This window comes from Pyxidicoccus sp. MSG2, from assembly GCF_026626705.1.
GTDB lineage: Bacteria > Myxococcota > Myxococcia > Myxococcales > Myxococcaceae > Myxococcus.
Genome location: NZ_JAPNKC010000001.1, coordinates 9,896,781 through 9,916,091, shown reverse-complemented (window position 1 = coordinate 9,916,091; position 19,311 = coordinate 9,896,781). Strand labels below are relative to the sequence as shown.

The 19,311-nt window shown below is 71.0% G+C and carries 8 protein-coding genes (1 of these 8 cut by a window edge); 2 read left to right on the top strand and 6 right to left on the bottom strand.

What is annotated here, in order from left to right; translation table 11 throughout:
- Position 1: 1 nt before the first annotated feature.
- From OV427_RS38620 to OV427_RS38595, 6 genes are all read right to left on the bottom strand, one after another.
- Positions 2–1,258 carry an O-antigen ligase family protein gene (locus tag OV427_RS38620; protein ID WP_267861236.1) on the bottom strand — a complete coding sequence of 419 codons (1,257 nt, stop codon included), beginning with the start codon at positions 1,256–1,258 and terminating at the stop codon, positions 2–4.
- A gap of 20 nt (positions 1,259–1,278) precedes the next feature.
- Positions 1,279–3,489, bottom strand: a complete 2,211-nt coding sequence (locus tag OV427_RS38615; RefSeq protein ID WP_267861235.1) for a polysaccharide biosynthesis tyrosine autokinase — start codon at positions 3,487–3,489, stop codon at positions 1,279–1,281.
- The gene (locus OV427_RS38610) at positions 3,489–4,607 is read right to left on the bottom strand and encodes a polysaccharide export protein (protein WP_267861234.1); all 1,119 of its coding nucleotides are present in this window, start codon (positions 4,605–4,607) and stop codon (positions 3,489–3,491) included. Before OV427_RS38610 ends, OV427_RS38615 begins: the two co-directional genes overlap by 1 nt.
- Positions 4,608–4,772: 165 nt before the next feature.
- Positions 4,773–5,411 carry an acetyltransferase gene (locus OV427_RS38605; RefSeq protein WP_267861233.1) on the bottom strand — a complete coding sequence of 213 codons (639 nt, stop codon included), beginning with the start codon at positions 5,409–5,411 and terminating at the stop codon, positions 4,773–4,775.
- Positions 5,412–5,629: 218 nt separating this feature from the next.
- Entirely contained in the window at positions 5,630–5,935 is a 306-nt protein-coding gene (locus OV427_RS38600; protein ID WP_267861232.1) for a hypothetical protein, read from the bottom strand.
- 135 nt (positions 5,936–6,070) lie between these two features.
- Positions 6,071–7,531 (bottom strand): galactose oxidase-like domain-containing protein, encoded by a 1,461-nt coding sequence (locus tag OV427_RS38595; RefSeq protein WP_267861231.1) that lies wholly within the window; start codon positions 7,529–7,531, stop codon positions 6,071–6,073.
- Between the two features lie 201 nt (positions 7,532–7,732).
- Here OV427_RS38595 and OV427_RS38590 point away from each other — a divergent pair, with 201 nt between their 5' ends.
- Both OV427_RS38590 and OV427_RS38585 read left to right on the top strand, forming a co-directional pair.
- Positions 7,733–9,163, top strand: a complete 1,431-nt coding sequence (locus OV427_RS38590; RefSeq protein WP_267861230.1) for an ELWxxDGT repeat protein — start codon at positions 7,733–7,735, stop codon at positions 9,161–9,163.
- Between the two features lie 237 nt (positions 9,164–9,400).
- A protein-coding gene (locus OV427_RS38585) for a non-ribosomal peptide synthase/polyketide synthase (protein ID WP_267861229.1) crosses the window boundary here: on the top strand, positions 9,401–19,311 show its 5' end (the start). It continues 35,650 nt past the right edge of the window; 9,911 of the gene's 45,561 nt are visible here — the first part of the coding sequence; it begins with the start codon at positions 9,401–9,403; its stop codon lies beyond the right edge, outside the window.

Here is a 19,311-nt window from a genome sequence, read left to right as displayed (position 1 = left end):
GTCAGGTCGCTCCTTCGGCGGTGACACAGGCATCCGGTTCGAAGTGCTCCGGTGCCTCCCTCGCGGCCGTGGTGCACGAGGACAGCATCATGAGGAGGAAGAGGGAGCGGGCGTCGTAGAGGTCGCCGCTGGACTGGCTGCCCACCAGCACCAGCACCACCGCGCCCACCGTCGCCGCGTCCAGGCCACGGCGTCCCCGGAACGCCGCGCGCGCATACGCGAGGAAGACGCCGGCCAGGAACATCAGCCCCAGCGCGCCGCCCTCGCAGAACACCTCGAGGAAGAGGTTGTGGGGATAGACGCCCAGCCCGAGCGCGGGGAAGGCCGCGAGCCCCGCCCCCATCACCGGTGCGTCGAGCCCGAGCGCGTAGGCCCGCTCGTACAGCACCTCGCGCCCGGACAGGTACACCCCACCCTCTCCGGCCTCGCCATCCTTGTACTTGAGGGTCAGCTTGAGGAACCGCTCCTCCATGGAGTGGCTCAGCGCCTTGCCCAGCGGGGTGAAGGTCATCACGCCCACGGTGGCGACCGTGGCGAGCACCGACAGCATGGCGAGCCGGCGCAGGGGGATTCGCCCCAGGGCGAGGAAGGTCAGGACGCCGGCGATGATGGCGAGCGCCCCGCCGCGCGAGCCGGTGAGGATGGCGAGGAGGACGCCGGTGGCCGCCGCCGGAATCCAGAGCCACGTCGCCCCTCCGCGCCGCCAGAAGTACAGGGCGCCGAGCGCGAACATCCCCATCAGCCGGGCGAAGACGTTTGGCCCCCCACCCATCACCGCCAGGCGCGCCCCGGCGCCGCCGCCCAGGAACTGGCGCAGGCCGACGAGCGCCAGGAGTCCCGTGGCCGTGACGACGACGACCCAGAAGGCTTCCAGCACGCGGTCCGCCGGCTGGCGGAGCGCGGCGAGCCCGAGGCCCAGGCTCATCACCCCGGACAGGATGACCTCGTAGAGCTTCCACGAGACGAATGTCGACTCGGGAGCCCAGGCCGCGCTGGCGCACAGGTATCCGAAGAACGCCAGCAGCGCCGCCACCACCCCGGCGTCCAGCCGCGTCTCTCCCGGCACCGGCTGGCGGTGGGCGGCATGGACCAGCCCCAGCGTGGCGAGCAGGAGCCCGCCCATGACAATCCACAGCCGCAGTTCCTGGAACGGGCTTGCCCCGGCCCCCCCGGCGTCCAGCCGGCTGAAGGCCCAGCGCCCCGCGAGCACGTAGAGCGCGGCGGTGAAACCCAGGGCTGTGCTCCGGAACCCGCTCACGCCACGCCTCCCGCCCCTGCTCAGCCCGCCGTCGGGTACTCGTACTGGTAGATGCCGCTCACCGCGCGGCCCCGCGGCGAGCGCGACACGCCGTTGAAGATGACGCCCCGGGGCTGGACGCCGTTGAGCTCCAGCCGCTTGACGGCCGCGGCCACCTCCCGCATCGGGTGGGCGCCCGCGCGCACCACCACCAGGCTCACCCCCGCGTGCCGGCCCACGAGCGCCGCGTCCGTCACCGCGAGGATGGGCGGCGTGTCGAAGAGGACGAGGTCGTACTCGGCGGACATCCACGCCACGAGCGCGGCGAACCTGTCACTCAGGAGCAGCTCGGCGGGGTTGGGCGGCAGCGCGCCGGTGGGCAGGAAGGACAGGCGCTGTCCGGGGACGGGCTGTATCGCCTCGTCCGGCTCGGCCGTGCCGAGGATGAGCTCGGAGAGGCCTCGCGCGCGCTCGGCGCCAAAGCAGCGGTGGAGCCAGCCTCCGCGCAGGTTGGCGTCCACGAGCAGGGTGCGCCTGCCGGAATCCGCCAGCACCCAGGCCAGGTTGACGGCGATGAAGGACTTGCCCACGCCCGGGCTCGGCCCGGTGATGGCGATGACGTTGTTGGGCGCGTCCTTCATCGCGAACTGGAGGCTGGTCCGCAGGCCGCGGAGGCTCTCCACGACGACGTCGCGAGGGTGCGTCCGGGCCAGGATGGTGCGCGGCCCCCGGGCCCGGGCCGAGGCGCTCTTGCCCAGCGGGATGGAGGCGAAGACGGGAAGCCCGAGCCGGGACTCGAGCGTGGCGGGGGCGGACACGCCGCCGTGCACCGCCCGCCGGGTGAAGGCGAGCCCGATGCCCAGCGTCAACCCCAGCACGATGCTGACCGCGAGCACGCCCGGCTGGGACGGGCTCACGGGCTCACGCGACACCACCGCCGGGTCGAGGATGCGCGCGTTGCCGACGGTGCTCGACTTCAGGACGCGGTACTCCTGGGCCTTGTTGTTGAGCTGGAGGTAGAGCGCGTTGGTGACCTCCACGTTCCGCTGGAGCCGGGCCGCCTCCGCATCCGCCGCGGGCATGGCCTTGAGCCGGGCGGAGATGGCCTGCCGCTCGGCCTTCAGTCGCGTCAGCTTCTGGGTCGCCGTCCTGACGCTCGGGTGCCTCGCGGTGAAGCGCTCCCGCAGCTCGGTGCGCTGCATCTCGAGCTGGGCGATGGTGTCATCGAGCTCGACGCCGCGGTCCAGGATGGCCTTGGTCTCCTGCTCGCGGTCGACCATCCCCTTTCCCGAGCGGTGGGCGCTCAGCGCCGCCTCCGCGAGCTCCAGTTCGGTGCGCAGGCCGGGCAGCTGGCTGTCGAGGAACGCCAGGGCCTTCTCGGCCTCCTCGTTCCTGCGCTCGACGTTCTGGCGGACGTAGCCCGTCACGAGGGCCTTGAGCGTCGCGGAGATTCCCTCCGGGTCCGGCCCCTCCAGGGACACGGTGAGCACACCGGTCCCCGGGCCCTTCTCGCTCAGGCGCAGCGCGCGCTGGAGCGACTCCACCACCCGGAGGCGGGAGCGCCGGCTGACGTCGAACTGGGTCCCCGGGCGGGCCCGCAGCTCGGTGACGAACAGTTCCACGGCCCGGGGCGCGTCGGGCGGCGTCGTGGCGGGAGTGCCCACGTGCCCTTCGAGCAGTGGGGTGGAGTCCGGGCCGAGCAGCGTGTACGCGCCGGCCTCCCGTGCCACGAGCGTGAGCGGAACGTCCTCCAGCGCACGCGGCACCTCCATCCTGTCCACCTGGATGCGCTCACCGCCCCAGGCATACTTCCCCAGGCCCGACCACGGAGGCGCGGCGAGGCCGGGCCCCTCATGGCCTCGGGAGAGCACCGCCCCCACGAGCGGGAAGTGCCGGGGCTCGGCCGCCACGTCCAGCCGCACCTCATCCACCACGCGGCCCAGCAGCTCCCGCGAGCTGAGGATTTCCATCTCCGTGGCAACCTGCCCGGGGAAGTTCCCGAACAGCTCCTCGAGCCCCCCCGCCTTGTTGTCCTCCTGCTCAATCTGCAGGACGGCGTTGGCACGCCAGGTCGGCGTGGCGAAGGCCATGTAGAAGGCCCCCACCAGCAGCGTGGCGACCAGGGTCGCCACAATCGACACGCGGTACTCGAGCAGGATGCCCAGGTGGGCACCGAGGTCGAGCGTGTCCTCTGTCGAACTGCCGGTGCTGGAGCGAGCGGAGGCCTTGCGGCCGCTGGAGTGGCCCATCATCACGGCGTCAAGATGATGGTCCTGTCTCCGATTTGTACCGTCTCCCAGAGTAGACGAACTGTTGGCTCGATTTGACTGATGATGCGGTTCCACTGCGTCAAGTCGTGCGCCGATACGAAGACGACGTCACGGGGTTGAAGCTGGAACTGCGTCGCGAGCAGGAGGGCGTCCGGCGAGCCGGCATCGAGCTTGTAGATGGAGGGCCGGTCGAAGTTGCCGCGGAGGACGTAGACCTTCGACGGATTCGACGTCACGGGGTCGAAGCCCTCGCTGTCGCCAATGGCCTCCGCGAGCGTCATCCGGCCCTTCACCATGACGCGCGAGGAGGGCCTGCGGACCTCGCCGAGGACGAAGACCTTGTTCTGGCTCCTGTCCGGGACATGGAGGATGTCGCCGTCCTGCAGGAGCCAGTTCTGGCGGATGTCGCCCTCCTCATAGAGCGCCTGCACGTCGAGGGTGAACGTCCTGCCGCCCCGGGTGAGCACGACGGCGCGCAGGTCGGCCTCCTGGGTGAACCCCTTTGCCTGGGCGATGGCGTCCTGCACGCGCAGGGGCACGTCGGTGATGGGGACGGTGCTGGGAGCGACCACCTCGCCGGTGACCTGGACCTTCTGCCCGCGGAAGTCCGCCACGCGCACGTCGAGCTGGGGCTTCTCGATGACGGGAGACAGGCGCCGCGTCAGGAGGTCGCGAATCTCGGGCAGTGTCATGCCCGCGACGGGGAAGACTCCGACGTGGGGGAAGAACACCGTCCCGTCGGCCGCTATCGGGTGTCCGCTGGACTCGGCGGAGCGGAACTCGCCCGCGGGGATGGTGAGCTCGGGGTGGTCATAGACGATGACGCTCAGCACGTCGTGGGGGGCCACCCGGTAGGAGTAGTCCGCCGCGGCCTTCGCCAGCGGGTCCTCCAGCCGCACGGGCGGCGCCTTCCGGCGCGCGTCGAGCTGTTTGACGAGCAGGTCGGCGGTGATGGGGACGATTTCGTATGCGCCATCCGCGCCCGCGTCCGCCTTCCCCGCGTACCGCTGCCGGAAGGCGTCCTCGTCCATGTGCATGCCGGGGCCCCACGCGCATGCGCTCGAGCACAGCAGCCCGGCCAGTAGCAGGACACGCCTCATCAACGACCACCAGCCTCCCCGCTCAAGCGTCAGGGCCCGCGAAGCCCCCGGCTCAGGGTTCGAAGGGTGCGCACGCACCCGCGCGGGGGCCGGTGTCCTAAGGGAATAGGCAGCCACGACCAGACGACAGACGCCCTGCCCTCCAGGGCGGGGGGTGTACCGCGCTCAGGTGCACGTCTCCCGGTGGATGCGCGCCGGAACGCCCACCACGACAACGCGAGGTGGAACATCGCGGAGGACCACGGCGCCAGCGCCCACCACGGCTTCGTCTCCAACGACCTTGCCGGGAAGGATGGCGGCACCCAGACCGAGGTGGGCGAGCGCCCCGATTCGGACGGTGCCCCCGAGCGTGACATTCGGCGAGAGGTGGGCGAATGCGCCGACCTCGCAGTCGTGCTCGACGATGGCGCCGCTGTTGATGATGGCCCCTTCGGCGATGCAGGCATCGGGGTTGATGACGGCCTGGGCCATGACGACCACCCCGGCCCCCACGCGGGCGGACGCGGACAGGGCGGCCGTGGGGTGAATCAGGGTGGCAATCGTCAGCCCGAGCCGGTTGCACCACTCGAAGATGCGGCGGCGTGTGTGGTTCTCACCAATGCCCAGGGCGACCGACACTTCGGACCGGCGCGCTTCGAGCCAGGCCGCACCACCGAGGATGGGCAGGTTGAACACCGTCCCGCCCGCGGGCGCTGCGTCATCGACGAAGCCCTCGATGTTCAGTCCAAGGGACAACGCAATGTCGGCAACCACCTTCCCGTGCCCTCCACAGCCATAGACCACCAGTCTGTGCGTTGTCTTCATGGGCACCACTGGCATTGACCGGAGGGGAGTTGCCGCACGGGCGGGCCCTCCCGGTCCTAACAAACCTGTCCACCGTGTGCGAGAAGTGGGAGCGCCTCGCGTTGTTCATCGTGCGTGTCGGCACGGAAGATGTTGGCGGTTGGCAATTGCAACAGCAGCAGGTTGTGCCCGGGACACGGCCGGTAGGAAATATGGCCATCCTGGAGTGCCGCGCACCGTCAATGCGGTCCGGCGTCCCCGGCAGGAGGAGCGAGCATCCGCACCACCACCGAGCGACATGCCGTGCACACGACACCCGCGCGTTCCCAGTGAACCTGCTCCTCCAGCTCGCGCGCGTCCTCGGGCCCCTCCTCCAGCCTGCGGACGAGCGCGTCGAGGTCCTCCTCCGGGCCACCCCCACCGGCCTGGGGCGTGTCGAGCACGTCCTGCTCTCCCTCGAGGACGAGCTTGAAGCGGTAGTACACCTCGCGGGCGGCGATGGCGCGCCCGCACGCCGCACAGCTCCTGGCTCCTGGCCCCGTCATGCTCACGCCTCCACTGGCCTCCCACGCGACATCCGCCGCGCGGGGCCGATGATGCCGCCAACGAGGCGTGAGGCGTGAGGACTCCCGCGCCTCATCCTCCGCGCGGGGCCGATGCGGGGAGGGAGGGCTTCGTGGCTACTGCTCCCCCTCGTCCTGGCGGGCTCCGGCCGCGACGGTGGGCCTGCGCAGCACCCTCACCATGCGCCCCACCGAGGGCACTCCCGCGTCATCCACGAGGAAGAGCTGGTGGAAGCCCGGCGGCGCCCGGCTGTTGAAGGACGGCGCGGTGACGGTGAGGCTGCCGGTGCCACGGGTGAACTTCAGGGTGTTGAGCCGCTGATTCTCGTCGAACGTGTGCGTCGTGGAGCCGAGAGCGATGAGCGTCACCTTACTGATGCGCGCCGCATCCGGTGTCGAGACGGTGAAGGTCGTCCCGGGCATCACCGTGTCCGGGGCCGCGGCGAGGGTCGGCCGCGGGCCCTTGAAGAGATAGGGCGGCGAGAAGACCTCCGCGGTGGGTCTGTTGCGGCCGCCCGCGCTCATCACCCGTCCGTCCGGCAGCAGCAGCGCGGTGGAGTGGTAGCCCCGGTAGACGGTGTTGCTCGCGAGCGGCCTCCAGGTGTTGGCGGTGGGGTCATACAGCTCGGCCTGGAAGACGGGATTGCTCGCGTTGTCGAAGCCGCTGCCCGAGCTGCCGCCGGTGACGAGCACCGTGCCGTCGGGGAGCAGCGTGGCATTGTGCTGGCGTCGGCGCGTGCCCATCGAGGACACGTAGCGCCACGTCGGCGTGTCCAGGTTGAGGTCGATGACCTCGGTGGTGGCGGTCGGCGGGTCTCCTCCTCCGATGACATACACGCGGGCATCGACGTAGACGGCGGGCCCGTAGCTCCGGGTGCCGAAGTTGCTGGAGGGGCCCGTGCTCCAGGTGCCCGTGCCCGCCGTGCTCAGCCAGCGGCTGGCCCGCCCCGGCCCGGCGTAGAAGAGCCGCCCACTGGGGGCGAGGAACATCTTCGGGTAGAGCGGCAGCGTCAGCCGGGCCGTGGTCATGTTCTTCCAGGTCCGGGTGGCCGCCAGGAAGCGCTGCGGCAGCGTGTTGATGTCACCGCTGCCGTTCATCTCTCCGGAGAGCACCAGCACGTCCCCGTTGGAGAGCGTGGTGTTGGTGGGGTACCAGCGCCCGGCGTTCATGTCCGGCAGGCGGATCCACGAGGACGAGAAGGGGTCGAAGAGGCTCGCGTCGTTGAGCCCCACGTCGCTCGTGATGTGCCCACCGCTGAAGAGCAGCTTGCCGTCGGCGAGGTAGGAGTGGCCGGAGCAGAAGATGTTGTAGCCGGGGAACGGCAGCGAGGTGACGGCGTTGGTCGCCGGGTCCCAGCGCCGTGGAGGCAGGTTCCCCTCGTCGAACTCGCCGATGAACATCACCTTGCCGTCAGGCTGCAGGCTGGCGTGGGTGGCGGTGATGGGCCAGGTCATGACGCTGGACCACTGCCCCACGTCCGCGGGCGTCTGGGCCCGTGCGGGAAGCGCCAGCGCCACCAGGCCGACGAGCCAGGCCGCGAGTCCCCGCGGCCGAAGGAAGACGGGTCTCCACGACATGGCGGCCTCCGAGCCCTGCTGCTGCCGGTTGAAGAGGCAGACCCTAGATGGGAGGGCGCGCGTGCCAATCGACCCCGGGTCTGGGGAAGCGTGGGCCCGGTGATGCGGACCGCCACTGGAGGGTGACTGACACTGCCCCTGCCCGCGAGTACGCGAGGGACTCCGCTTCAACCATCCACCGTTCGGGCCGAGGAGAACCTCATGAGGTGCTGGCGTCCGCTCTCCCTGGTGCTCGCGATGCTGTCCGGCTGCTCCTCGCATCACGGCGGCAAGCCTCCGCCGGTTCCGTCCCCTCCGGATGAGTCCCTGCCCTGGACACCTTGCGGGCGCATGGCCCACGCGGTGGGGCCCGCCCCCCAACAGTCGGACACGGGCGTGCTGGAGATGGTGCCCGGCGAGCGCGCCCTCATCTTCGTCACGGACGCGGGCGTGTGGACGAGCAGCGGCACGCAGGAGCCGGGCTCCCGTCCGGTGCGGGAGTTTCCACCGGGGCCGACCGGCATCGGGCCCTCGGAGGTCACCAGGGTGGGAGACAGGGTGTTCTTCGCCGCCGAGGACGCGGAGTCCGGACGGGAGCTGTGGGTGAGCGACGGCACCGGGGGAGGCACCCGGAGGGTGAAGGACGTCTGGCCCGGCCCGACGGGGTCCGAGCCCCAGTCCCTCTCCGCGTACAACGGCCTGCTCTACTTCGCCGCGAGCGACCCGGAGCACGGCCGCGAATTGTGGCGCAGCGACGGCACGGCCGAGGGCACCACCCTGGTCCAGGACCTCGACCCGGGCGTCGAGGGCACCTCCCCGGACCGCCTGACGCCAGGGGGCGATGGCGCGCTCTATTTCCTCGCGCACTTCCAGGGACTCACCACGGCGCTGATGCGCACGGATGGAAAGGCGCCTGCCGTCGAAGTGGCACGGATCCACGCCGAGGGCGGCATCCTGGAGTCGCTGACGCCGGTGGGCCGGCGCCTGTTCTTCGTGATGGGGCACCTGCACGACCCGATGCTGCACCTGATGGCGACGGATGGCGGCGCGCCGGTGCTCGTGCGCGAGCTTGGAGACGTGCGCGACCTGGTGGCCATGGGTGGGCACCTGTACTTCAGCGCCACCGGGGATGCGGGGACGGACGCGGAGCTGTGGCGCAGCGACGGCACGGAGCAGGGAACACAGCGCGTGAAGGACGTCCGGGCCGGAGAGGCGGACTCGTCCCCGAGGAACCTCACGGCGATGGGCTCCCGCCTCTTCTTCACCGCGGACGACGGCATGCATGGGCGCGAGCTGTGGGTGAGTGATGGCACGGACGCGGGGACGCGCCTCTTCGCGGACCTCGCGCCCGGAGCGGCCAGTTCAGCACCCGAGGCGCTGGCGGCCATCCAGGGCAACCTGTTCTTCAGCGCCGAGGCCCCGGGGCGCGGCCGCGAGCCGTGGATGAGCAATGGCAGGCCGGAGGGGACGGTGCCGCTCGATGAGCTCGCGCCCGGGGACAAGGGCTCGGACCCGAAGGGGTTTGTTCGCGCCGGCCGGGACGTCTTCTTCACCGCCAGTAACGGCACTGGCGCACGACAATTGCGGGCCCTACCGGTGCGTCCCCAAGGGCAATGCGACGGTGCCCTCACCCTTCGGGCGCGGGCGCCGTGACGCAGCCAGACGGCCGCCGTCCCCCCGTATCCAATAAGTAAACGAGTGCGCGACAATGAGGCATCCTGAGACGCGAGCGTTGCGGAAGAGCGCATCGCATGCCCGCGGTTTGGGACAGCTCCAGGACTGACGTACCCCAACTCGATGAACACCCGGCTGCGCGGGTCAACGCGACTCGGTGAGTCGGCACACAGCTGCCGCTCCTGTGCGTAGCTCGAAAGAACCAGACCCCTCGTCATGGCCCTGACTCCTGACCAGAAGCGCGCGCGGCTCGCCGAGCTGCTGCGCGAGAAGAACCGTCAACCCCAGCGCGCCCCCGCCTCCTTCGCCCAGGAGCGGATGTGGATTCAGGAACGCCTGGCTCCGGGCAGCGCCACCCTCAACGTCTCCGTCTCCGTCCGCCTCTCCGGAGCGCTGGATGACGAAGCCCTGCGCAGCGCCCTCAACGAGCTGGTGCGCCGCCATGAGACCCTGCGCACCACCTTCGTCGAGCAGGACGGCAGGCCCTTCCAGCAGATCGCCCCGGCACTCGAGTTGCCCCTGACGGTGGTGGACGTCCGTGAGGACGAAGTCCAGGAGCGCCTGCACGCGGAGGCGCGCAGGCCCTTCGATCTGGAGAAGGGGCCGCTGCTGCATGCGGTGCTCTTCCGTCTCGCCGCCGACGAGCACGTGCTCCTCCTGGGTCTGCACCACATCGTCACCGACGGTTGGTCCATGGGCGTGCTGGTGCGCGAGGTGACGGAGCTCTACGGCGCCTTCGTCGCCGGACGGCCCTCGCCCCTGCCCGCGCTCCCGCTCCAGTACGCCAGCTTCGCCTCCTGGCAGCGTCAGTGGCTGCAAGGCGAAGCGCTGGACACCCAGCTCTCCTACTGGCGGCAGCGGCTGGACCCCAACGCCGTGCTCCAGCTTCCGGGCGACAGGCCCCGCCCCGCCACCTCCTCCGCCCGTGGCGCGCGCCACACCGTCTTCCTGCCCTCGGCCCTGGCTCAGTCCCTCAAGACGCTGGGCGCCAGCGAGGGCCGCACCCTCTTCTCCGTCCTCCTCGCCGCCTTCAACGTCCTGCTCCACCGCTACGGCGGCCAGGACGACGTCACCGTCGGCACGCCCATCGCCGGCCGCACTCGCGCCGACCTCGAGGGCCTCATCGGCCTGTTCGTCAACACCCTCGCGGTGCGCACCGACTTGTCCGGCGACCCGACCTTCCACGAGCTGGTCGGCCGCGTCCACGAGACGGCCCTGGGCGCCTTCGCCCACCAGGACCTGCCCTTCGAGAAGCTGGTGGAGGTCCTCCAGCCCTCGCGCCACCTCAACGTCCCGCCGCTGTTCCAGGTGATGTTCGTCCTGCAGAACGCGCCGCTGCCGCCCGTGCAGCTCCCCGGCCTGCTCATGCACGCGCAGCCGGTGGACGGAGGCGCGGCCCGCTTCGACCTGACGCTGATTGTCGCCGAGGACCCGAAGGGCCTGCGCCTCACGGCGGAATACAGCACGGACCTCTTCGATGAGGGCACGGTGGCGCGGCTGCTGGGCCACTTCCACACGCTGCTGCAAGGCGTGGTGGACCGGCCCGAGGCGCGCCTGGCCGAGCTGCCGCTGATGGACGGCACCGAGCAGCGCCGGCTCCTGCGCGAGTGGAACGGCGCCCGGACCGACTACCCCGCGGACGCGTGCCTCCACACGCTCATCGAAGCCCAGGTGGAGCGCACGCCCGACGCGGTGGCGCTGTGCTTCGAGGGCGAGAGCCTCACGTACCGGCAGCTCGACGCGCGCGCCAACCAGCTCGCGCACCACCTGCGCTCGCTGGGCGTGGGCCCCGAGGTGCGCGTCGGCCTCTTCCTGGAACGCTCGCTGGAGATGGTGGTGGCCCTGCTGGCCACGCTGAAGGCCGGTGGCGCATATGTCCCGTTCGATCCGGACTACCCGGCCCAGCGCCTCGCGTGGATGCTCGAAGACGCGCGACCCGCCGTGCTGCTGGCGCAGGAGCGGCTGCTGTCGCGCCTGCCCGCGCATGAGGCACGGCTGCTGTGCCTGGACTCGCAGTGGCCGGACGTGGCCCGCCAGCCGGAGTCCCGCCCCGAACCGCTCGCCGGCCCTGAGGCTCTCGCCTACGTCATCTTCACCTCGGGCTCCACCGGCAGACCCAAGGGCGCGATGAACGCGCACCGCGGCGTCGTCAACCGCCTGCTGTGGATGCAGCAGGAGTACGGCCTCACGGCGGCCGACACGGTGCTGCAGAAGACGCCCTTCAGCTTCGACGTGTCCGTCTGGGAGTTCTTCTGGCCTCTCATGACGGGCGCACGGCTGGTGGTGGCTCGGCCCGGCGGCCACCAGGAGCCCGCGTACCTCGCGCGCCTCATCGCCGACGAGCGTGTCACCACCCTGCACTTCGTACCGTCCATGCTCCAGGTGTTCCTGGAGGAGCCGGGGCTGGAGCGGTGCACCTCCCTCCAGCGCGTGGTGTGCAGCGGCGAAGCCCTGCCTTTGGAATTGGCGCAGCGCTGCCTGCAGCGGCTCCCCGCCGCCGGCCTGCACAACCTCTACGGCCCCACCGAGGCCGCCGTCGACGTCACCTATTACCCGTGCGTGCGCGACGAGCCACACCGCTCGGTGCTCATCGGCCGTCCCGTCGCCAACACGCAGATTCGCCTGCTCGACTCGCACCTGCGGCCGGTGCCCATCGGCGTGCCAGGGGAGCTGTTCATCGGCGGCGTACAGGTGGGGCGCGGCTACCTGGGCCGGCCGGAGCTGACGGCGGAGCGCTTCATCCCGGATGCCTTCGGCGACACTCCGGGCGCACGGCTGTACCGCACCGGCGACGTGGCGCGCTGGCTGGCGGACGGCGAAATCGAATACCTGGGCCGGGCCGACTTCCAGGTGAAGGTGCGCGGCCTGCGCATCGAGCTGGGTGAAATCGAGTCCGCGCTGGAGCAGCAGCCCGCCGTGCAGCAGGCGGTCGTCATGGCCCGCGAGGACAGGGCCGGCGACAAGCGCCTGGTGGCGTATGTCGTGGGACGGGGTGGTCCGGAGGCGGTGGACGTCAGCGCGCTGCGCGAGCGCCTGCACGAGAAGCTGCCCGAGTACATGGTGCCGTCGGCCTTCGTCGTGCTGGCCGCCTTCCCGCTGACGCCCAGCGGCAAGGTGGACCGCAAGGCCCTGCCCGTCCCTGACGCCGCGTCTTCCGCGTCCGAGTACGTCGCCCCGCGCACCCCCACCGAGGAGAAGCTCACCACGCTCTGGGCCGAGGTGCTGCACCTGCCCCGCGTGGGCGTGAAGGCGCACTTCTTCGAATCTGGCGGCCATTCCCTGCTGGCTACGCAGCTCATCTCCCGCGTGCGGGGAGCCTTCGGCGTGGAATTGCCCCTGCGCGCCGTGTTCGAGGCACCCACCCTGGAGGCCTTCGCCCGTCGCCTCGAGGCCGCCGCGCCCCAGGACTCCACCCCGCTCGCGCCGCCCCTGGTGCCCGTGCCGCGCACGGCGCCGCCCCCGCTCTCCTTCGCGCAGCAACGCCTGTGGCTCCTCGACCAGCTCGAGCCCAACAGCCCCGCCTACAACATCCCCGCAGCGCTCCGCGTGTCGGGCGCGCTGGACACCGAGGCCCTGCGGCGCACCTTCGAAGCGCTGGTGCACCGCCACGAGTCGCTGCGCACCACCTTCCGCGAAGAGTCTGGCGGCCCCGCCCAGGTCATCGCGCCGCCCGCCGCCGTGCCGCTGGACGTCGCCGACCTGAGCCACCTGCCCGAAGACGCGCGCGAGACCGAAGCGCGTCGGCTGGCAACCGCCGAGGCCCTGCGCCCCTTCCACCTCTCCACGGGCCCCCTGCTGCGTGCCTCGCTGCTGCGCCTCGACTCGCACGAGCACGTGCTGCTGGTGACGATGCACCACATCGTCTCGGACGGCTGGTCCCTGGGCGTGCTGGTACGGGAGCTCGTCTCCCTCTACGGGGCCTTCTCCTCCGGCCAGCCCCCGGCGCTTCCTCCGCTGCCGGTGCAGTACGCGGACTACTCCGTGTGGCAGCGGCAGTGGCTCAAGGGCGAAGTCCTGGAGCGGCAGTTGGGCTGGTGGCGCCAGCAGCTCGAAGGAGCCCCCGCGGCCCTGGAGCTGCCCACGGACTTCCCGCGCCCGCCGGTGCAGTCCTTCCGCGGCGACGCCGTTCCCGTCCTCCTGCCCATCTCCAAGGCCCTGGCCGCCTTCTGCCAGGCCGAGGGCGTCACGCCGTTCATGGTGCTGTTGGCCGGCTTCCAGGCCCTGCTCTCCCGCTACTCGGGCCAGGACGACGTGAGCGTCGGCAGCGCCATGGCGGGCCGGACCCGGAGCGAGACGGAAGGCCTCATCGGCTTCTTCGTCAACACGCTGGTGTACCGCACGCGCCTGCACGGAGACCCCACCTTCCGCGAGCTGCTCGCGCGCGTGCGCGACACCACACTGGAAGCGCATGCCCACCAGGACCTGCCCTTCGAGAAGCTCGTCGAGGAGCTGAGGCCCGAGCGGGACACGGCGCGCTCCCCGCTGTTCCAGGTGAACTTCACCTTCCAGAACATGCCCACCGGCGCGCTGGAGGTACCGGGGCTGCGCGTCCAGCCGCTGCCCGTCGAAGGCGGCGCGGGACGCTTCGACCTCACGCTGGTGCTGACCGACACGCCGCAAGGAATGTCCGGCACCCTGCAGTACGCCACGGACCTGTTCCGCGAAGAGACGGCCCGCCGCTTCGTGACGCATCTGCAACTGCTGCTGGAGGGCGCACTGGGCAACCCCCACCTGCGCCTGTCCGAGCTGCCGCTGCTGACAGCCGCCGCACGCCACCAACTGCTGGTGGAGTGGAACGACACCACGGCAGACTTCCCGAGCGAGACGTGCCTGCACACCCTGTTCGAGGTCCAGGCCCGGAGCACTCCGGACGCACAGGCGCTGGTCTTCGAGGGCGAGCGCCTCACGTACCGGCAGCTCGATGAGCGCGCCAACCAACTCGCGCACCACCTGCGCGCGCTGGGCGTCGGCCCCGAGGTACTCGTGGGCCTGTGCGTGGAGCGCTCGGCGGAGCTGGTGGTGGGCATGCTCGCCATCCTCAAAGCGGGCGGCGCCTTCCTCTGCCTGGACCCGGCCCATCCCACCGCGCGCCTCACCCTGATGTTGGAGGACTCCGGCCTCCAGGTGCTGGTGACCTACGAGGACCTGCTCGACCAGCTCCCCGCGTCCCTGGCCTGCGTGCCGTGCTGCCTCGATGCCGACGCCAGGGCCATCTCCCGGCACCCCACCACCGCGCCCGGCGTGGACGTCCTCGCCAGCCAGCTGGCCTACGTCATCTACACCTCGGGCAGCACCGGCCGGCCCAAGGGCACGCTCCTGGGTCATCGTGGCCTGTGCAACTCGGTGCTTGCCGCGGTGCGGGCCCACCGACTCTCCACGTCCAGCCGCGCCTTGCAGTTCGCCTCGCCGACGTTCGACGCCGCCATCCTCGAAATCTTCGCGCCGCTGCTCGCGGGCGCCACCCTGGTGATGGCGCCGAGGGAGCGGCTGCTGCCGGACGAGCCGCTGCGCGCGCTACTGCGTGAAGGGGAGGTCACCACCGTCACCCTGACGCCTTCGGTGCTGGCGCAGTTGTCGCCCGAGGAGCTGCCCCTGCTGCGCACCGTCATCTCCGCGGGTGAAGCGCTGCCCGCCGAGGTGGCCCGGCGCTGGAGCCAGGGCCGCACCCTGCTCAACGCCTACGGGCCCACCGAGGCCACGGTGTGCGCCTCCATCACCCCGGAGTCTGTCTCCGCTGCCGAGTCCTCCATCGGCAAGCCCTGGCCCAACACGCGGCTGTACGTGCTGGACGCGCGCCTGCGGCCGGTGCCCGTGGGCGTGCCCGGCGAGCTGTTCATCGGCGGCGTGGGACTGGCGCGTGGCTACCTGCGCCGCGCGGACCTCACCGCCGAGCGCTTCATCCCCCATCCCTTCAGCACCGAGCCCGGTGCGCGCCTGTACCGCACCGGAGACCTGGTGCGCTGGCGGGCCGATGGCGAGGTCGAATACCTGGGGCGGACGGATTCGCAGGTGAAGCTGCGCGGCTTCCGCATCGAGCTGGGAGAAGTGGAGGCCGCGCTCGAGACGAACCCCTCCGTGCGCCAGGCCGTGGCCATGGTGCGCGAGGACGCGCCGGGGCTGCGGCGGCTGGTGGCGTACGTGGTGCCGTCGCCCGGGGAGGAGCTGGACACGGCCGCGCTGCGCACCTCGCTCCAGCAGCGGCTGCCCGAGTACATGGTGCCCGCCGCCATCGCCGTGCTGGAGGCGCTGCCGCTCAGCTCCAGCGGCAAGGTGGACCGCAAGGCCCTGCCCTTGCCAGAGCAGAGCGCCAGTCCCGCCGGCGTCTACGTCGCCCCGCGCACCCCCACCGAGGAGCGGCTGGCCGCGCTCTGGGCGCAGTTGCTTCACGTGGAGCGCGTGGGCGCGGAGGACCACTTCTTCGAGGTGGGCGGCCACTCGCTGCTGGCCACCCAGCTCATCTCGCGCCTCCGCGCCACCTTCGGCGTGGAGCTGGCCCTGCAGGTCATCTTCGAAGCGCCCACGCTGTCGGCGCTCGCCCGCAGGTTGGATGAGGCGCAGCCCGTGGGAGCGCCGCAGGCCCCACCCCTGCTGCCGGTGCCTCGGACGAGCGCACTGCCGCTGTCCTTCGCGCAGCAGCGACTGTGGTTCCTGGACCAGCTCGACCCGGCCAGCCCGCTCTACAACATGCCCGCGGTGCTGAGGCTGCGGGGCACGCTGGATGCCGATGCGCTGGTGCACAGCCTCACCGAGCTGGTGCGCCGCCACGAGTCGCTGCGCACCACCTTCCACGGCGAGCCGGAAGGCCCCGTGCAGCGCATCCATGACGCCCTGCCACTGCCACTGTCCATGGAGGACCTGTCCGGCCTCCCCGAGGAGCAGCGCCAGCTCGAGGCCCGTCGGCGGGTGAACGAAGAGGTGCTGCGCCCGTTCAACCTGTCCACGGGGCCGCTGGTGCGCGTCGCGCTGCTGAAGCTGGCACCCGACGAGCACGTGCTGGCGCTCACCCTGCACCACTCCGTCTCGGACGGCTGGTCCATGGGCGTGCTGGTGCGCGAGCTGGCGGCGCTCTACCCCGCCCTTGCCGCCGGCCAGCCTTCGCCCCTGGCGGAGCCGCCGGTGCAGTACGCGGACTTCGCTGTCTGGCAGCGCGGGTGGCTGCGGGGGGACGTGCTGGAGGAGCAGCTGGGCTGGTGGCGTGAAGCGCTGGCCGGAGCGGCGCGCTCGCTGGAGCTGCCGACCGACAAGCCCCGCCCCGCGGTGCAGTCCTCGCGCGGTGCGCTGCTGCGCGTTCAGCTCTCCGCGCCCGTGTCCGAAGCCCTCGAGGCGCTGTGCCACCGTGAGGGCGTCACGCCCTTCATGGCCCTGCTTGCCACCTGGCAGCTCCTGCTGAGCCGCTACACGGGCCAGGAGGACTTCGTCATCGGCTCGCCCATCGCCGGCCGGAACCGCACCGAGCTCGAGGGCCTGGTCGGCTTCTTCGTCAACACGCTGCCGCTTCGTGCCCGGCTCGCGTCGCGGGAGTCGTTCTCCGCCCTGCTGGCGCGAGTGCGGGACACCACCCTTGGGGCCTTCGCCCACCAGGACGTCCCCTTCGAGCAGGTCATCGACGCGCTGCAGGTGGAGCGAGACCTGAGCCGGCCGCCGCTGGCGCAGGTGCTGTTCGCCCTGCAGAACGCACCCATCCCAGCGCTGGAGCTGCCCGGCCTCACCCTGGAGACCGTGGAGCTGGAGGGAACCACGGCCCGGTTCGAGCTGGAGCTCAACCTGTGGCGCCTGCCGCGGGGCTACTCCGGCCAGCTCAGCTACAACACGGACCTGTACGAGGCGGGCACCGCCGCGCGCATGGCGGAGTACTTCCGCACGCTGGTGGAAGCGCTGGTGGCCCGGCCCGAGGCGGCGCTGGCTTCCGTGTCCATGCTGTCGGAGGCGGAGCGCCGACAGGTCGTCGTGGAATGGAACGCCACCGCCACCGAGTACCCGCGCGGCTCCACCCTGCCCGAGGTCTTCGCGCACGTCGTCGCCCGCTTCCCGGACAACGTGGCCGTCGAGTTCGGCGACTCGAAGCTCACCTACCGGCAGTTGGATGCCCACGCCAACCAGCTTGCCTGGCACCTGCGCGCCCTCGGTGTGTCCACCGACTCTCGCGTGGCGCTCGCCGTGGACCGCTCGCTGGAGCTGATTGTCGCGTTGCTGGGCATCCTCAAGGCCGGTGGCGCGTACGTCCCCCTCGACTCCTCCTACCCTCGTGAGCGCCTTGCCGCCATGGTGCAGGACGCCCGTCCTACGGTGCTCATCACCACCCGCGAGCTGCTGGCAAAGCTCCCCGTCGAAGGCCTTTCCACTGTCGTCCTGGGAGAGGTGTCTCTAGAGGGGCAGCCGACTTCGGCACCTCCGGCGGCCGCGCTGCCCCACAGCCTCGCGTACATCGACTTCACCTCCGGCTCCACCGGCAGGCCCAAGGGCGTCGGCACTCCGCACGCCGCCGTGCTGCGCACCCTCTTCGGCGTCGACTACGCACACCTCGGCCCGGATGAAACCTTCCTCCTCATCGCACCCGTCTCCTTCGACGCCTCCACCCTGGAGCTGTGGGGCCCGCTGCTCCATGGCGCGCGGCTCGTCGTCTTCCCTCCCCACTCCCCTTCCGACTTGAAGGAGTTGGAGTCCGTGCTGGTCAAGCACGGCGTCACCACCCTCCACCTCACCTCCGGCCTCTTCACCCAGGTGGTGGACCACCACCCCTCCGCACTTCGCTCCGTGAAGCAACTTCTCACCGGTGGCGACGTCGTGAGTGCGCCCCACGTGCGCCGCGTCCTGGAAGGAATGTTCATTCCGGTGACGGCCTGCTACGGCCCCACCGAGTCCACCCTCTTCGCCTCCTGCTTCCGGATGACTTCAGCGGAGCAGGTGGGCACCTCCGTGCCCATTGGCCGTCCCATCAGCAATACCCAGGTGTACGTGCTGGACGCCTCTGGCCAGCCCGTGCCCTCCGGCGTCACCGGAGAGCTGTTCATCGGGGGCGACGGTGTCGCCCGTGGCTACGTCGAGCAGCCCGCGTTGACGGCCGAGCGCTTCGTCCCCGACGACTTCTCCTCCACGCCTGGCGCCCGCCTCTACCGCACCGGAGACCTCGCCCGTTGGCGCCATGACGGCGTGCTGGAGTTCCTCGGGCGGGCCGACGCCCAGGTAAAGGTGCGCGGCTACCGCATTGAGTTGGCAGAAGTCGAAGCCGCCCTGCTCGCCTTCCCCGAGGTGGCCCAGGCCGTGGCGCTGGTGCGTGAGGATGTTCCGGGCGACAAGCGCCTCGTCGGATACCTCGCCGCTCCCATGTCGCTCGACATGGCCGAGCTGCGCTCCTTCCTCAAGCAGCGTCTGCCCGAGTACATGGTGCCCTCCGCCCTCGTGCGCCTGGACTCCTTCCCTCTCACCGCCAACGCAAAGGTGGACAGGAAGGCCCTGCCCTCCCCGGAGTCCCTCGCCTCCTCCTCGGCCGACACCTACGTCGCCCCCCGCACTCCCACCGAGGAGCTGCTCGCCGGACTCTTCGCCCAGGTGCTGCGTGTGCCGCGCGTGGGTCTCCGCGACAACTTCTTCGAGCTCGGCGGTCACTCCCTGCTCGCCACCCAGCTCATCTCTCGCGTGCGCTCCACCTTCGGCGCCGAGCTGCCGCTGCGCGCCCTCTTCGAAGGCCCCACTGTTGAGGGGCTCGCGGCAAGCATCGACTCCGCGTCTGGGAGCCAGGCACCCGCCCTCATCCCCGTGCCGCGCACCGGCGCGCTGCCCCTGTCCTTCGCCCAGCAGCGCTTGTGGTTCCTCGACCAGCTCGAGCCCAACAGCCCCGCCTACAACATCCCCTCCGCCCTGCGCATGTCCGGAGTGCTGGACACCGAGGCCCTGCGCCAGAGCCTCGAAGCGCTGGTGCATCGCCACGAGTCTCTGCGCACCACCTTCCGCGAAGACTCCACGGGCCCCATCCAGGTCATCGCTCCGTTCGCCGCCCTGTCGCTGGACGTCGTTGATCTGAGCCACCTGCCCGAAGACGCGCGCCAGACCGAAGCACTCCGTCTGGCAACCACCGAGGCCCTGCGCCCCTTCAATCTCGCGACAGGTCCGCTGCTCCGCGTCTCACT

Coding starts and splice junctions, on each gene's coding strand:
- OV427_RS38590 (WP_267861230.1), top strand. CDS start 7,733: ATGAGGTGCTGGCGTCCGCTCTCCCTGGTGCTCGCGATGCTGTCCGGC.
- OV427_RS38595 (WP_267861231.1), bottom strand. CDS start 7,531: ATGTCGTGGAGACCCGTCTTCCTTCGGCCGCGGGGACTCGCGGCCTGG.
- OV427_RS38615 (WP_267861235.1), bottom strand. CDS start 3,489: ATGATGGGCCACTCCAGCGGCCGCAAGGCCTCCGCTCGCTCCAGCACC.
- OV427_RS38610 (WP_267861234.1), bottom strand. CDS start 4,607: ATGAGGCGTGTCCTGCTACTGGCCGGGCTGCTGTGCTCGAGCGCATGC.
- OV427_RS38600 (WP_267861232.1), bottom strand. CDS start 5,935: ATGACGGGGCCAGGAGCCAGGAGCTGTGCGGCGTGCGGGCGCGCCATC.
- OV427_RS38605 (WP_267861233.1), bottom strand. CDS start 5,411: ATGAAGACAACGCACAGACTGGTGGTCTATGGCTGTGGAGGGCACGGG.